The 14,086-nt window shown below is 73.2% G+C and carries 15 protein-coding genes and 2 tRNA genes; 9 read left to right on the top strand and 8 right to left on the bottom strand.

Translation table 11 applies throughout. From position 1 onward, the window contains the following. Positions 1-56 precede the first annotated feature (56 nt). Positions 57-881, top strand: coding sequence for a GNAT family N-acetyltransferase (locus IE257_RS28125; protein ID WP_189972680.1), 825 nt, complete (start codon positions 57-59; stop codon positions 879-881). Here IE257_RS28125 and IE257_RS28120 read toward each other — a convergent pair. Further along, on the bottom strand, positions 878-1,375 hold the full coding sequence (locus tag IE257_RS28120; RefSeq protein ID WP_189972679.1) for a DsbA family protein: 498 nt from the start codon (positions 1,373-1,375) through the stop codon (positions 878-880). The genes IE257_RS28125 and IE257_RS28120 overlap by 4 nt on opposite strands. 176 nt (positions 1,376-1,551) lie before the next feature. On the opposite strand from IE257_RS28120, the gene IE257_RS28115 reads away from it, so the two are divergent. Continuing rightward, the gene (locus IE257_RS28115) at positions 1,552-2,013 is read left to right on the top strand and encodes a hypothetical protein (protein ID WP_189972678.1); all 462 of its coding nucleotides are present in this window, start codon (positions 1,552-1,554) and stop codon (positions 2,011-2,013) included. Between the two features lie 261 nt (positions 2,014-2,274). Here the strand turns inward: IE257_RS28115 and IE257_RS28110 are convergent, their stop codons facing one another. Then, positions 2,275-2,895 (bottom strand): CGNR zinc finger domain-containing protein, encoded by a 621-nt coding sequence (locus tag IE257_RS28110; RefSeq protein ID WP_189972677.1) that lies wholly within the window; start codon positions 2,893-2,895, stop codon positions 2,275-2,277. 201 nt (positions 2,896-3,096) lie between these two features. After that, on the bottom strand, positions 3,097-3,510 hold the full coding sequence (locus IE257_RS28105) for an SsgA family sporulation/cell division regulator (protein ID WP_030011909.1): 414 nt from the start codon (positions 3,508-3,510) through the stop codon (positions 3,097-3,099). A gap of 177 nt (positions 3,511-3,687) precedes the next feature. On the opposite strand from IE257_RS28105, the gene IE257_RS28100 reads away from it, so the two are divergent. Beyond that, positions 3,688-4,170: a TIGR02611 family protein gene (locus IE257_RS28100; RefSeq protein WP_189972676.1), complete on the top strand. Its 483-nt coding sequence runs from the start codon at positions 3,688-3,690 to the stop codon at positions 4,168-4,170. Between the two features lie 46 nt (positions 4,171-4,216). After that, positions 4,217-4,288, top strand: a tRNA-Val gene (locus tag IE257_RS28095). Positions 4,289-4,363: 75 nt separating this feature from the next. Here the strand turns inward: IE257_RS28095 and IE257_RS28090 are convergent. Next, positions 4,364-6,694 carry an SCO7613 C-terminal domain-containing membrane protein gene (locus IE257_RS28090; protein ID WP_189972675.1) on the bottom strand — a complete coding sequence of 777 codons (2,331 nt, stop codon included), beginning with the start codon at positions 6,692-6,694 and terminating at the stop codon, positions 4,364-4,366. Between the two features lie 151 nt (positions 6,695-6,845). Between IE257_RS28090 and IE257_RS28085 the strand changes: the two genes are divergently transcribed. Beyond that, positions 6,846-6,917: transfer RNA gene (locus tag IE257_RS28085), tRNA-Val, on the top strand. Positions 6,918-6,979: 62 nt separating this feature from the next. Here the strand turns inward: IE257_RS28085 and IE257_RS28080 are convergent. Then, positions 6,980-7,705 (bottom strand): 3'-5' exonuclease, encoded by a 726-nt coding sequence (locus IE257_RS28080; protein ID WP_030723568.1) that lies wholly within the window; start codon positions 7,703-7,705, stop codon positions 6,980-6,982. 202 nt (positions 7,706-7,907) lie between these two features. On the opposite strand from IE257_RS28080, the gene IE257_RS28075 reads away from it, so the two are divergent. Both IE257_RS28075 and IE257_RS28070 read left to right on the top strand, forming a co-directional pair. Next, positions 7,908-8,486, top strand: coding sequence for a DUF4365 domain-containing protein (locus IE257_RS28075; RefSeq protein ID WP_189972674.1), 579 nt, complete (start codon positions 7,908-7,910; stop codon positions 8,484-8,486). Further along, on the top strand, positions 8,486-9,691 hold the full coding sequence (locus IE257_RS28070) for a hypothetical protein (RefSeq protein WP_189972673.1): 1,206 nt from the start codon (positions 8,486-8,488) through the stop codon (positions 9,689-9,691). The genes IE257_RS28075 and IE257_RS28070 overlap by 1 nt, the downstream gene beginning before the upstream one ends. Before the next feature lie 4 nt (positions 9,692-9,695). Here IE257_RS28070 and IE257_RS28065 read toward each other — a convergent pair whose 3' ends face one another. Further along, positions 9,696-10,196 carry a DUF4232 domain-containing protein gene (locus IE257_RS28065; protein WP_189972672.1) on the bottom strand — a complete coding sequence of 167 codons (501 nt, stop codon included), beginning with the start codon at positions 10,194-10,196 and terminating at the stop codon, positions 9,696-9,698. A 10-nt stretch (positions 10,197-10,206) separates the two neighbouring features. Further along, positions 10,207-10,722, bottom strand: a complete 516-nt coding sequence (locus IE257_RS28060; RefSeq protein WP_189972671.1) for a GNAT family N-acetyltransferase — start codon at positions 10,720-10,722, stop codon at positions 10,207-10,209. A 240-nt stretch (positions 10,723-10,962) separates the two neighbouring features. Between IE257_RS28060 and thrS the strand changes: the two genes are divergently transcribed. Together thrS and IE257_RS28050 are read left to right on the top strand one after the other, a co-directional pair. Then, positions 10,963-12,939: a threonine--tRNA ligase gene (gene thrS, locus IE257_RS28055; RefSeq protein ID WP_189972670.1), complete on the top strand. Its 1,977-nt coding sequence runs from the start codon at positions 10,963-10,965 to the stop codon at positions 12,937-12,939. Between the two features lie 69 nt (positions 12,940-13,008). Then, positions 13,009-13,569: an HIT family protein gene (locus tag IE257_RS28050; protein WP_030387176.1), complete on the top strand. Its 561-nt coding sequence runs from the start codon at positions 13,009-13,011 to the stop codon at positions 13,567-13,569. A gap of 73 nt (positions 13,570-13,642) precedes the next feature. Here IE257_RS28050 and IE257_RS28045 read toward each other — a convergent pair whose 3' ends face one another. After that, positions 13,643-14,065: a DnaJ family domain-containing protein gene (locus tag IE257_RS28045; RefSeq protein WP_189972669.1), complete on the bottom strand. Its 423-nt coding sequence runs from the start codon at positions 14,063-14,065 to the stop codon at positions 13,643-13,645. Positions 14,066-14,086 lie beyond the last annotated feature (21 nt).

Here is a 14,086-nt window from a genome sequence, read left to right as displayed (position 1 = left end):
TGTCCGCCCGGCAGGAGGGCTGTCGCGGCGGCTGCGGGAAGGGTAGAACTCAGGGGATGACCACCACCCTGCGGCCGTCCGGGCCGCTCCAGCACACGGCGGACGGGGCGCGGTCGCGCCCGTACGAGATCCGGGTCAACAGCAGGCGGGTCGGCGCCCTGCTGATCGCGTCCGACACCCCCTTCGGGCCCACGGTCGGGGAGATCCGCGACCTGGCCGTCGAGGACGGGGACCGGCGGCGGGGGAGGGCCACCGTGGCCGCGCTCGCCGCCGAGGAGGTGCTGCGCGGCTGGGGCTGCCGCCGGGTCCGCGTGTCGGTTCCGGCGGAATCGGAGGGCGGCCTGTGCATGGCCGAGGCCCTCGGCTACAGCGAGTACAGCCGCCATATGGCCAAAGACCTGCCGGCCGAGCCGCCCGCCCTCTCCGAGGGGGTCCTCGGCCGGCCCATGACGGACGCCGAGTACGAGGTCTGGCACGCGGCGGCCGTCGACGGCTACGCCGAGAACTGGCGCGGCCGCGGCATGTCCGCCGAGGCCGCCCGCGCCAAGTCGGTTGCCGACCACGAGAGCCGGCTGCCCCGGGGCCTGGCGACCCCGGACGTCACCTTCGTCGTCCTGGAGGCGGCCGGGGTGCCCGTCGGCCACGTGTGGCTCGCGCCGTACGGGGAGGGCTCGTACATCTACGACATCGAGGTGCGGGCCGAGCACCGGGGCCGCGGGCACGGCCGCGACCTGATGCTGCTCGCCGAGCGCGTGGCCCTCGCCGACGGGCACCGCCGGCTGGCGCTCCACGTCTTCACCGACAACACCCCGGCCCTGCGGCTGTACCAGTCCCTCGACTACCGCCCCACGAACTTCAACTTCGCCAAGGACCTGATCTAGGCCTGCGCGAGCAGGCGGTCGGCGATCTCCTCGATGCGGGCGCGCAGGCCGTCCTGGCTCTTGCCGCCGTCGAGCCGCTGCCCGTCGATCACGTACGTCGGGGTCCCGGTCACGCCGATGGCCTTGCCCTCGGCCTGGTCGGCGTCGACGATCAGGATGTGCCGACCGTCGATCAGGGCCGTGTCGAACTCCTCGACGTCGAGACCCAGTTCACGCGCCACGTCCAGCAGGACCGACTCGCCGCGCTCGGCCAGCTCGGCGGTGCGCGCCAGTACGGCCTCCGCGTAGGGCCAGCCCCGGCCCTGCTCCACGGCCTCCTCGGCGGCCTGGGCCGCGGCGAAGGCGTGCTTGTGCTTCTCCAGCGGGAAGTGGCGCAGCCGGATGTCCAGCCGGTCGCCGTAGCGGGCCCGCAGGGCGCGTACGTCGTCCAGGGCGCGGTGGCAGTCCGGGCACTGCAGTTCGCACCAGACGTCGAGGATCACGGAATCGGTCATACGGACAGTCTCCCAGTCCCCGACCTCCCCACCGACCGGGACCCAGGGAGGAGGAGCGACCCGGAGATGTCCCGGAGATCCGTCCGGGGCCGGCTGCGGACCTGGCCGCTGCGGCGGCGGTCGGTGCAGGATGGATAGGGACAGATCGCCGACCCGCCGAGAGTCCGGAGGACCGCATGCTTGCCGAGACCATTTGCTCCGCGGTGTCAGCGGCGGGCCTGGGCCTGGCCGCGGTGACCGCCTACCGCAAGCGCTTCCTCGCCGCCACGCGGATCGCCGCGTACGCACTGGTGCCGGTCGCCCTGGTGATGACGGGCTTCGTGGAGTGGGTGTCCGGGATGGTCTTCAATCCGACCGTCTGGATCGGCTTCGGGCTGCTGGGGCTGTCCTGGCTGCTCTTCATGACCACCCGCGCCGTCGAGCGCCGCGGCCTCGCCGCCTCCGAGCGGTCCGGGACGCCCGCGAAGTCCGGGAAGTCCCCGAAGAAGGTCAAGGGGAGCCCGGTCGCGGAGGCCGTCGCCCCGGCCGCTTCCGCGCCGTCGCTGGGAGCAGCCGGAAGCGGTTCACGGCCGCAGTCCGCCGCTCCCGCCGACGACTTCTCCGACATCGAGGCCATCCTCAAGAAGCACGGGATCTGACCCGGGGCCCGACCCGCGATCCGACCCGCGTGCCCACCCGCGATCCGGTCCGACGGCACCCGCGGAGCAGCCCTCGTCCACAAGATCGAGCGAACTCCCGCGCGGATGTTGGCGTGTTGAGGGGCGGTCCGTGGTGCCCTGCGCCATCATCGGCCCGACATGTTCGAGACATCGCACGGTGAGCCGCCGGTACCCGCCCCCGTTGTGGAGGAGCCGCGAGGCTGTCTCTTCGCGCTTTCCCAACCGCCCCTGATGATCTTCCTAGCGGTGATCGGCATCCTGCTGCTGCTCGCCGCCGTGCACGATCTCTTCCTGCTCTGACGCCTCCGCGTCGGCCTCCTTGCGCCGGGCCCGGTACGCCGCCACGTGCAGCCGGTTCCCGCAGGTCCGGCTGTCGCAGTAGCGCCGGGAGCGGTTGCGGGACAGGTCCACGAAGGCCCGTCGGCAGTCCGGCGCCTCGCAGCGGCGCAGTCGTTCCTGTTCGCCGGAGACCACGATGAAGGCCAGGGCCATGCCGCCGTCCGCCGCCAGGTGGTCGCCCACCGACGCGCCCGGCGCGAAGTAGTGCACGTGCCAGTCGTAGCCGTCGTGGTCGGTCAGCTGCGGGGTGGTGCCGGCCGTGGCCACGAGCTCGTTGATCAGTATGGAAGCCGCACGCGGGTTCGGGGAGGCGAAGACCTGGGCGAACTTCTGGCGCACGGTCCGGACCCCGGCCAGGTCGCGGGCGCTGAGCTCGCCGACGTCGCTGATCGAGTATTCCTGGACGAATCCGCGCAGCGCGCCGATGTCGGAGAGCCCGTCGGGCTGGTCCGTCTCGGCCGCGGTGTTCACCAGCGCGACGACGACGTCGAGCGCGCGACGGGTGTCGTGGGGGATCTGCACGGGGTCTCCCTCAGGGGCCGGGCCTGCGGCGACGGGGGCGCCGCCGCTGCCGCCCGACAATAGCGGGTCCCGCCGAAGCAGACCGGCGCCGTCCTCGCGGGTGGCTTCCGCGGGAACAGCGCCGGCACTGCCGTATGTGGTTGTCGGCCGACCCGCACCGTCGCCCCGAGTCGGACGGTGTCGAGCGGCTGTAGGCCTGGCTCAGCTTTCGGCCAGGATGTGGGAGAGCTCCTTGTCGAGGTCGAAGTGCCGGTGCTCGGTCCCGGGCGGGACCGCGGCGTCCGTCCGCTTGAGGAACGACTCGAGTGCTCGGGCTGGTGCTTCGAGCAGTGCTTCTCCCTCCGGTGAGCTCAGGGCGATGCAGACGACGCCCTGACCGTGGCTGCGGGACGGCCAGACGCGGACGTCGCCGGTACCGGTGGGCCTGTGGAGGCCCTCCGCGAGGAGGTCGCGGGCGAATACCCATTCGACCGTCTCCTCGGCGCCGGTGTGGAAGGTGGCGTGCACGGCGTAGGGGTCGGCCGTGTCATACCGCAGGCCCGCGGGAACAGGCAGTGAGGACTCGCTCGACACAACGAGGCGCAGGTGCAGCTCGCAGCTGACCGTGGTGTTCATAAGCGCCAGGGCCTTTCGCTCAGTGTGCGCTCGGGGATTCGCACGTCGGCGAAATCGACATGCCACCTACGGTGCCGTTGTAAACCCCTCTGACCGTTTTGCGGACCTCTGGGTCCCTCGGACGGCGGATCCAAACCTGCATTCACGTGTGTATCGAGCTCGGGTAGATTCGGGTTCATGAATACGGGGAGTGACCGCGGCACCCACGGGTCCGCCGCTGACGAATCCACGCCGGAACCCACCGCGGCCGCTGGCTCGGAGGCCGCTGCGGAGGGCGCCGCGCAGACGCCGCACGTATCGAAGGCCCCGGCCTTCATCAAGTCCAACAAGAGCCTGCACCTGAGCTGGCAGGTCGGCGTCTTCATCGTCGGCCTCGCCGTGATCGCCGCCGGTGTCGCCATGCTCGTGCTGCCCGGCCCCGGCTGGGTCGCGATCTTCGCGGGCCTGGCGATCTGGGCCACCGAGTTCGCCTGGGCCCACCTCGTGCTGCGCTGGACGAAGCGGAAAGTCACCGAAGCGGCACAGAAGGCGCTCGACCCGAAGGTCCGCCGCCGCAACATCATCCTGACCAGCGTGGGCCTCGTCATCGCGGGCGCGCTGATCGGCTTCTACCTGTGGAAGTACGGGCTCGTCCTGCCCTGGAACCTCAAGGACCAGTGATGGTCGGGGAGCACCGCTGACATGCGGTAATGTTTGCGGTGCGTCCGGGCGATTAGCTCAGTGGGAGAGCACTTCGTTCACACCGAAGGGGTCACTGGTTCGAACCCAGTATCGCCCACCCGGACCAGAGGCCCGGAGACTTCAAAGTCTCCGGGCCTCTGGCGTTTCGGGCCCTGCGGCCCCCGCCCGCCGCCTACCGCAGGCGGCCGATCGCGGCCCGCAGCCGGCGGGCGTCGCGCAGGCGCCGCTCGTACGTCGCCCCCACCGCCAGCAGCAGCAGGCCCGCCAGGGCCGGCGGCACCCAGCGCGGGAGGGCGCCCGCGACCTGCACCACGTACGGGGCCAGCTCGTGCAGCGCCACCGCGGCCAGCACCGCCCCGCCCAGCAGCAGCGGAGCCTGAAGCCGCCGCTGCGCGCCCGCCAGGGTCACCGCCAGCGCGGCCGCCCCCAGCAGCAGCGGGCGCAGCCAGCCCGGGTCGCCCCAGGCCGCCACCAGGCTCGGCAGCAGCGTCGCCGCCAGGCCCGGGCCGTACGCCGTCCAGGACGAGGCCTGCGGGTCCCGGCGCCGCCGCAGCACACCCACCACCAGAGCGGGCACCGTCACCGGCAGCGTGTAGGCCTCCGGCGCGGTCACCCCCGCCTCGGCCAGCCGGACCCAGGTCGCCGCCGCGAACAGCGCCCCCGCCGCCCAGCCCAGCACCCGCCGCTCCGGCCGCACCGCGGCGCCCGCGCAGACCACCCCGGCCAGCGCCAGGACCAGAGCCAGGGTTCCGGCCCGCCCGGCCGACAGGCCCAGCGCCACGACCCCCGCCACGGCCGCCGCGATCTCGACGGGCAGCCGGACCTCGCCCAGCCGCGGCCCGAGCGCCGCCGCCAGCGCCGGGACCGCCAGTACCGGCAGCGCCCACCAGACCACCGCCGGCTCCGACACGGCGCCCGCCGCCACCAGGACGCCCGTGGCGTACCCGACCGCGCCCACGGCCGCCGTGGACCGCACCGGCCGCGGAGCGGGCCCGTACGCCGCTCCAGCCGCGCAAGCGGCGCCCAGCAGCCCCCACACCGCGAAGGTCGCCGTGCGGCCGTCCAGCGCGCCCAGGGACACGTTCGCGGCGCCGACCAGCGCGCACACCGCGGCCGCGATCCGGATCCCGCGCGCCGGGGAGCGCAGGGCGAGCACACCTGCCGCGCCCGTCACCGCGAGCTGCGCGGCGAGCACCGCCGCCACCGGCAGGCCGGGCAGCGCCGGGGCCGCGAAGAGGCCCGCCCAGCCCAGGACCACCGCCACCACCACGGGCTCCGGTCGCGACAGCGCCCGCGACAGCCACCAGGCCGCTCCCGCCGAGATCAGCAGGGTGAGCGGAACCGCCGCCCCCGGTGCATACGGGTCCGGGCCCGGGGTCGTCGCCGCCCACACCTCGCCCAGCACCCGCAACCGCGCCACCAGCGTCGGAACCACCGAGGCAGCCGCCAGCACCGCCGCCAGGGCCACGACCGCCGCGCCGGCCCGGGTCAGACCGTGGCGGACCGCCTCCGGGAGCGCGGAGCCCCGTACCGCCGCCAGCAGCGGCAGCGCCAGCAGCAGGTGCACCAGCACCGCCCAGGCCGGTTCCAGACCCGGCCGGGCCACCCCGCCCAGGCCCGCCACCGCAGCCAGGGCGCCCACCAGCGCCGCCGCCGAGGCGCGCGGCTCCCGCCAGGCGGCGGCCACGCCGAGGCCCGCGCCCGCCAGCAGCAGCGCCGCCGGAGCCACGGCCGCCGCGGCGGACCCCGCCGACCACGACTGGGCCACCCCGATCAGCAGCGCCCCGGAGGCCGTCACGGCCGCCGGGACCGCCACCGCCCTGACCCGCAGGGCAAGCGCCGCGTCCAGCGCGGCCGTCGCCAGCAGCGCCCAGCCGAGCGGCAACGGGTCCGGCTGCACGGCCAGCGCCGCCAGCGGCAGCGGGAACTGCGCCGCCAGCACCGCCGCCGGCAGCGGGATCCGCAGCTTCCGCAGGCCCGAGCCGTACCCGGCCCACACCGCCGCGAGCACCGCGGCCGCCCCCGCCGCGTACCCCGTGCCGTCGAGGTCCGGCATGCCGACCGCGTACAGCGCGTACGCGTCGAGCACCGTCAGCAGCAGCCCCACCGCAGCGACCGACTCCGCCGTCGACCGCAGCCCGCGACGCAGCAGCAGTACGGGTGCGCCCAGCGCCGCCGCCGTCACCGCGGCCAGCACCGCCGAGCGGCCGGCGATCCCCATGGACCCCCAGCTGAGCAGTGTGAACGCGAGCGCGGCGACGGCCAGCAGCACCGCGCCGAGGGTCAGCAGCACGGTCTGCGCGCTCGGGGCCGAGGCCTCCTTCGCGGGCCCGGCGGCCGCGGCAGGCCACCGGTGGACCGGGGCGGGCGTGCCTCCCGGCTGGTGCAGGAGCCGCAGCAGCCAGTCCCGGCGGGCCAGCAAATACACCCGGCGGGCATCGAGTTGAGCCAGCTCGCGGTCGATGAGCGCCAGCTCTTCGGCGGGCGGCAGGGCGGTGTTCATATCCGGAGTGTGGCGGCGGTCACGCAGTCAGGACATGGGTGTGCGTACTCAGATGTGCCCTGAGTAGGTACGTGACGTGCGTCCGGCGGGGCGGCTCGGGGGAAGCGGTTTGAACCAGCCCCGAGCCTTCTGTATTGTTCGGTGCGTTCCCGGGCGATTAGCTCAGCGGGAGAGCACTTCGTTCACACCGAAGGGGTCACTGGTTCGATCCCAGTATCGCCCACCGGGACAGGCCGGTCCGTCACAGACGGACCGGCCTTCCGCATGTTCCGGACACCTGCCGCCCTACGCGGCGGTCGACAGATCGGGCCGCAGCGGCCAGTGCGGATCCACCGCCTCCGGAGTCCCCTGCCGGGCGAACCACGCCTGCAGACCGCGCGCCTGCGCCGCGTGCCACACGGCCTGCAGCGTGTGCAGCTCGGCCGGCGTCAGCCGCTCCAGCCGGGCCGCGAACCGCCGCCCCACCGCCCGCACCAGCTCCAGCGAGGCCATCGCGTCCGCCGCCGCGTCGTGCGCGCCCTCCAGCTCGATCCCGTAGTGCGCGCACAGGTCCGTCAGCGTCCGGCGGCCCTTGCGGTACCGGTCCAGATGCTTGTCCAGCACCCGCGGATCCAGCACCGTCAGCGGCCGGTTGTCCAGATAGCGCGACAGCGAGGACGCCCGGTGCCGGCGCAACTCACGGTCCAGCAGCGTCAGATCGAACGGCGCGTTCATCACCACCACCGGCCGTCCCGCCACCTGCTGCTCCCCGAGCGCCCGGGCTATCTCCTCCACCACCGGCGCCGGCCAGCGCCCGTGACGCTGCAGGTGCTCGTCGGTCAGCCCGTGCACTTCCGTGGCGCCCGGGGGCACCGGAACCCCGGGATTGACCAACCAGCGCGTGGTGCGGACCCGGCCGCCCGCACACTCCTGGACGATGAGCGCGGCGGACACGATCCGGTCCTGCTCGACGTCCACCCCGGTGGTCTCCGTGTCGAATGCGGCCAGCGGGCCCTCGTACCAGCGTGTCATGGCGAACTCCTCGTCCCCGAGCGGCGGATGGAGCTTCCTGAACACTCCAGCCCCGCCGCATCGGTGATACCCGGGCTGTTTGCCCCGTACGCCGTTTGCGGGCAGTCGGGTGCGGAGACAACATCCTTGGGGGGCCGCACACATGACCGGTCGTCACCCAGCACCGCTCGCGGCAGAGCCCGCAAGGCATGGGGAGCCGGCCATGGCGCTCACACAGCCCGAACAGAGCGGGGTGCTGCACGGGGGGGCGGGTCCGCGGACCGGAGCCCTGCGCGGCACGCTCGCCACCACCGCCTGCATGGAGACCCTCCAGGTGGGATACCTGCACGCCGTCGCGGCCGCCGCGGGCTGTTCGCTCTCCCAGCCCTTCCCCGACAACGGCATCGACTGGCACGTCTCCCACGGAGCGCCCGAGCACGTCGTCGACGACGAGGTCACCATCAAGGTGCAGCTCAAGGCGACCTACCAGATACCGCCGCGGCCGGCCGGTGCCACCTTCTCCTTCACCCTCGACAACGAGCACCTGGTGAAACTGGCCCGGACCCCCGTCGCCGTCCACAAGATCCTCGTCGTGATGCTCGTACCGAGGGAGCGCGACCAGTGGCTCGCCGCCGGGCACGACCGGCTCGACCTGAGGCACTGCTGCTACTGGACCAACCTCGCCGGACACCCCGTGACCGGCCGGCGCCGCACCACCGTGAGGATCCCCACCACGCGGATCTTCGACGACCGTGCGCTGTGCGAGATCATGACCCGGGTCGGGTCGGGAGGGACACCCTGATGAACCTGCACTCACCGCACCTCGAACCGCTCCCGTCCCCGCAGTACACCCCGGGCGGTCCCGATCCCGCACAGGTCGACCCGCAGGTACTGGGGGCCCTGTTGCAGCGGCACGGTTGGCTGCGGCGCGGCGGCGCGGCCGGCCGGTACGGGCGGTGGACCCCGCCGGGGCGTTCGGGCACCAGCCTGCTCGTCCCCGAGAGCCGCGGCTTCCCCGACTGCGCGGACCTGCTGGAGGAGGCGGTCACCGCCCTCGCGCACGGCGGGCTGCCCTCGGCGCGCGAAGTGCTCCTCGGGCTGAGCGTGCCCAGCGACGAGATCCGCTGGGAACGCGAGATCCCGGAGGGGCCCTACGGCTTCCAGGGCGAGGCCGCCTGGCCCGTGCAGGAACAGCTCCGCTCGGCCGCCCGCCGGCTCCTGCTGGCCGCGGCCCTCGCCGACCGGGCCCGGGCCGGCTACTACGGGGCCCGGCACCAGGCACAGGCCGAACACACCCTGGACCGGGTGCTGGTGGGGCCTTCCCCGGGCGGGCGCCGGCTGAGCGCGTACGTCCCCGTGGACGGTGGCCGGGGGCCGGTGACCCGGCTGCACCACGCCCTGCACGCGGCCCGCGAGGCGGTGGACTACCAGCGGGCCACCGGCGGTATGGAGGCCTTCGACGCGGCAGTGGCCGCCGGGGTCAGCCGGGAACTCGCCGAGGCGCTCATCGCCCTGGTCCGGGGCTCGGAGGGAGCCCGGATCGCGCTGGCCTGGGCGCCCGCGGCAGGCGTCCCGGCGGGCTGCGCGGCCCGCCCCGAGCCGGTGGAGTTCTCCCCGGGCGACCTGCCCGTACTGCGGGAGGCCGCGGCCCGCTACACCCGCGCGGAGCCCGCCGTACCGGTCCGCCTCGCGGGGGCCGTCGTACGGATGCGGCGCAAGGCCGCCGGGGGAGGGGGCACGGTCCGGCTACGGGTGCTGGCAGGGGCGGAGGTCCCGTACGTCCGGGTGGCGCTCGACGAGGAGGCGTACCGCACCGCGGGCCACGCCCACCTGGTGGGCCTCCCGGTCCGCGTCACGGGCCGGCTGCAACGGCGCGGCGGCTTCCGGCGACTGTCCGACGCGGCGGACGTGACGCCCGTCCCGATGGACGAGGTCGAGCGGGACCGCCTGATGAAGTCCCTGGACGCGGCCTTCGACCCGGAGGACGTCCTGCCGTCCGACGACTAGGCCGTCAGCGGAAGGCGGTGGCGCGGACGGTGTTGCCGCAGAGGGCGAACTGGCCTCCGTCGGACGGTGCGACCTGGAAGCCCATGCCCGCGACGCCCACCACCAGGGAGGGGGCGACGGTCGGATCGGCGCCGGAGGCGCAGTAGCCGTCCGCCTCGCCGAGGACCGGGGTGAAGGTCAGGACCGTGGAGGCGCGCCCGCCCTCGGGCAGCAGCACGGTCCGGGCCTCGCCGCGGGGGACGACGCGCAGCGGCGCGTTGCGGTCCGGGGAGCCCTGGCCGGAGAGGGCCACCGTCGGGAAGCCCCGCAGGGTGCACGCCGGGCCTTCGTTGACCACCGTGAAGCGCACCCGGGCGGAGTCCGTCCGCTCCGCGCCGGTGGCCGAGAGCTGCTGCCCCGTGCACGCGGAGGCCGGCGCTGCCACCGCCGGGGCGGCGACGAGCAGTCCGCCCGCCAGCACGGCCGTCGCGGCGCCCAGGGCAGCCGCCTTCCTGATCACTCCCATGGGTGTCCCCTCATGCCGGGTCGGAAGATCCCCTTCCACCATCCCACGGGGTGCCTCCGGCTGCGGCCCGGGCGAAGGAGGCCATGGTCAGCCCCGGGACGGGCGAGAAGTCCGGGCCGCGGCTGAAGCCGAGGCGCTCGTAGAGCGTGACCGCGGGGGTGTTCGCGGCGCCGGTCGTGACCACGACGGCCCGCTCGGGGAACACCTCCGTCAGTGCGTGGCGCAGCAGGAGGGAGCCGACACCGCGGCGGAACCGGTCCGGGTCCACACACAGCCGATCGATGGAGATCGCCTCACCCTCCTCTTCCCACGCGAGGAAGCCGTCGAGCGAGCCGTCCCCCGAAAGCACTCCCAGCCAGTTCAGCGGGCAGGCCCTCATCCCGGCGAGGCTCTCGCCCAGCGCCGGGATGCCGTCGAAGCCGATGAGCTCCGCCTCCACCGCGTACGCAGCCCGCCCGATCCGGTGCACGGCGGCCGCGGTGGCGTCGTCGGTCAGGTCCAGCGGACGTATCTGCGGGCCGGGCATGCGGGTCCCTCCGGGGGAGTCGGGCGGTCCGGGCCACGCTACCCGTGGCTCGCGCCGACGGGCCCGGAGTTTCGGGGCCCCCACCCCACGGGCCGCTGCCCGGGCCGGCCCGGCCCGGGCCGGGGTCGGGAGGGCCCGGCGGGCGGGCCACCCGTAACCGTTTAGCGGCGCAGCCACTCCGCTCGGTACGATTCAGGCGCGCGGCGTTCGCCCGCGCATCCCCTGAGTCAGGAGAGACCGGTGTCAGACGTCCGTGTGATCATCCAACGCGATTCCGAGCGGGACGAGCGCGTGGTGGCCACGGGCACTACGGCGGCGGAGCTCTTCGCCGGCGAGCGCACCATCGTCGCCGCGCGCATCGCGGGGGAGCTCAAGGACCTCGCGTACGAAGTGAAGGACGGCGAGACCGTCGAGCCGGTGGAGATCTCCTCCGAGGACGGCCTGAACATCCTGCGCCACTCGACCGCGCACGTCATGGCCCAGGCCGTGCAGGAGCTGTTCCCCGAGGCCAAGCTCGGCATCGGCCCGCCGGTCCAGAACGGCTTCTACTACGACTTCGACGTGGCCCGGCCCTTCACCCCGGAGGACCTGAAGGCCATCGAGAAGAAGATGCAGGAGATCCAGAAGCGCGGACAGCGGTTCTCCCGCCGCGTGGTCACCGACGAGGCGGCCCGCGAGGAGCTCGCCGACGAGCCGTACAAGCTGGAGCTCATCGGCATCAAGGGTTCCGCGTCGACCGACGACGGCGCGAACGTCGAGGTGGGCGGCGGCGAGCTGACCATCTACGACAACCTGGACGCGAAGACCGGCGACCTGTGCTGGAAGGACCTCTGCCGCGGTCCCCACCTGCCCACCACCCGGAACATCCCGGCGTTCAAGCTCATGCGCAACGCGGCCGCCTACTGGCGCGGCAGCGAGAAGAACCCGATGCTCCAGCGCATCTACGGCACCGCGTGGCCGTCGAAGGAGGAGCTGAAGGCCCACCTCGACTTCCTCGCCGAGGCCGAGAAGCGCGACCACCGCAAGCTCGGCAACGAGCTCGACCTCTTCTCCATCCCGGACGAGATCGGCTCCGGCCTCGCCGTCTTCCACCCGCGCGGCGGCATCATCCGCCGGGTGATGGAGGACTACTCGCGCAAGCGCCACGAGGAGGAGGGCTACGAGTTCGTCTACTCCCCGCACGCCACCAAGGGCGCCCTCTTCGAGAAGAGCGGCCACCTGGACTGGTACGCGGAGGGCATGTACCCCCCCATGCAGCTCGACGGTGGTACCGACTACTACCTCAAGCCCATGAACTGCCCGATGCACAACCTGATCTTCGACGCGCGCGGCCGCTCCTACCGCGAACTGCCGCTGCGCCTGTTCGAGTTCGGCACCGTGTACCGGTACGAGAAGTCGGGTGTCGTCCACGGCCTGACCCGCGCCCGCGGCTTCACCCAGGACGACGCGCACATCTACTGCACCCGCGAGCAGATGGCGGAGGAGCTCGACACGACCCTCACCTTCGTGCTCAACCTGCTGCGCGACTACGGTCTGACCGACTTCTATCTGGAGCTGTCCACCAAGGACCCGGAGAAGTTCGTCGGCTCGGACGAGGCCTGGGAGGAGGCGACCGCGGTGCTCGCGCAGGTCGCCGAGAAGCAGGGCCTCCCGCTGGTCCCGGACCCGGGCGGCGCGGCCTTCTACGGTCCGAAGATCTCGGTGCAGTGCAAGGACGCCATCGGCCGCACCTGGCAGATGTCGACCGTGCAGCTCGACTTCAACCTGCCGGAGCGCTTCAACCTGGAGTACACCGCGCCCGACGGCTCCCGCCAGCGTCCGGTCATGATCCACCGCGCGCTGTTCGGCTCGATCGAGCGGTTCTTCGCCGTGCTGCTGGAGCACTACGCGGGCGCCATGCCGCCGTGGCTGGCCCCGGTCCAGGCGGTCGGCATCCCGATCGGTGACGGGCACGTCGAGTACCTGCAGGAGTTCGCCGCGGCGGCGAAGAAGCAGGGCCTGCGCGTCGACGTGGACGCCTCCTCCGACCGCATGCAGAAGAAGATCCGCAACCACCAGAAGCTCAAGGTGCCGTTCATGATCATCGTCGGTGACGAGGACATGGCCGCCGGCACCGTCTCCTTCCGTTACCGCGACGGTTCGCAGGAGAACGGCATCGCCAAGGACGAGGCGCTGGCCAAGCTGGCCAAGGTCGTCGCGGACCGCGTCCAGGTCTGATCCGTCCAGGAGGGCCCCCGGGAATGATCACTTCCCGGGGGCCCTCCTCGTACGCGAAGCCAAGGTCATATGCTTGCCGCCATGACGACTCAGCCGGAGCAGCAGATCGGTGTGGGCACTCAGGACGCGTTCCAGCGTCTGTGGACGCCCCACCGGATGGCCTACATCCAGGGGGAGAACAAGCCGACCGGCCCGGAGGCCGGGGACGGCTGTCCCTTCTGCGGGATTCCGGAGATGTCGGACCAGGACGGCCTGGTCGTGGCCCGGGGCCGGCACGTGTACGCCGTGCTGAACCTGTACCCGTACAACGGCGGTCACCTGATGGTCGTCCCGTACCGGCACGTCGCCGACTACACGGAACTGGACGGGCCGGAGACGGCCGAGCTCGCCGACCTCACCAAGCGGGCGATGGTCGCGCTGCGCAAGGCGTCGGGTGCCCACGGATTCAACATCGGCATGAACCAGGGCGCGGCCGCCGGCGCCGGCATCGCCGCGCACCTGCACCAGCACATCGTGCCCCGCTGGGGCGGGGACACGAACTTCATGCCGGTCGTGGGCCACACCAAGGTCCTGCCGCAACTCCTTGCGGACACCCGCCAGATGCTCGCCGACGCCTGGCCCGTCGACTAGGCCGTCTCTTTCGGATCTTGCCGGGCCCGCGACGCCCCGGGTCGAGCGAGGGGTGCCGGTGCTGCCGGCCCCGTCAAGGGGTGTCGCGGGCCGCCCGGTCCGGGTGCTCCCGGCGCCAGCTCTCCACCTCTGCCTCGACGTCGAACTCGGTCAGCCCCAGGGGCGGGCCCGGCGGGGGCATCCTCAGGGCCGCCCCGATCTTCTCGTTGACCTCCGTGAGGACGGCCCGCACCTGACGTTCGGATCGGGCCGCCCGGACCTTCTCCACGGCGTCCTCGGCCTCCTTGCGCAGCGCGAGCGCCGGAGGCAGGACGGCGAAGCCCTCGCTGTGCAGCTTGCCCCGGATCCACCACAGCTCGTCGTACGGCGCGTCCAGCGAGGCCAGCGGCTTCCCCCAGCCCGGCAGGTTCTCGAACTCGCCCCGCTCGGTCGCCTCCCGGATCTGCCGGTCCACCCAGGACTCGACGCTGACACCCGGTGGTTTGCGCTCGGTCATGGTCCCTCCTCGTCCCGTCTC

Origin of the sequence: Streptomyces avidinii (assembly GCF_014650695.1) — a bacterium.
Classification (GTDB): Bacteria; Actinomycetota; Actinomycetes; order Streptomycetales; family Streptomycetaceae; genus Streptomyces; species Streptomyces avidinii.
Note: the sequence above shows the minus strand (reverse complement) of the source record. Positions and strands in the feature narration are given on the sequence as shown.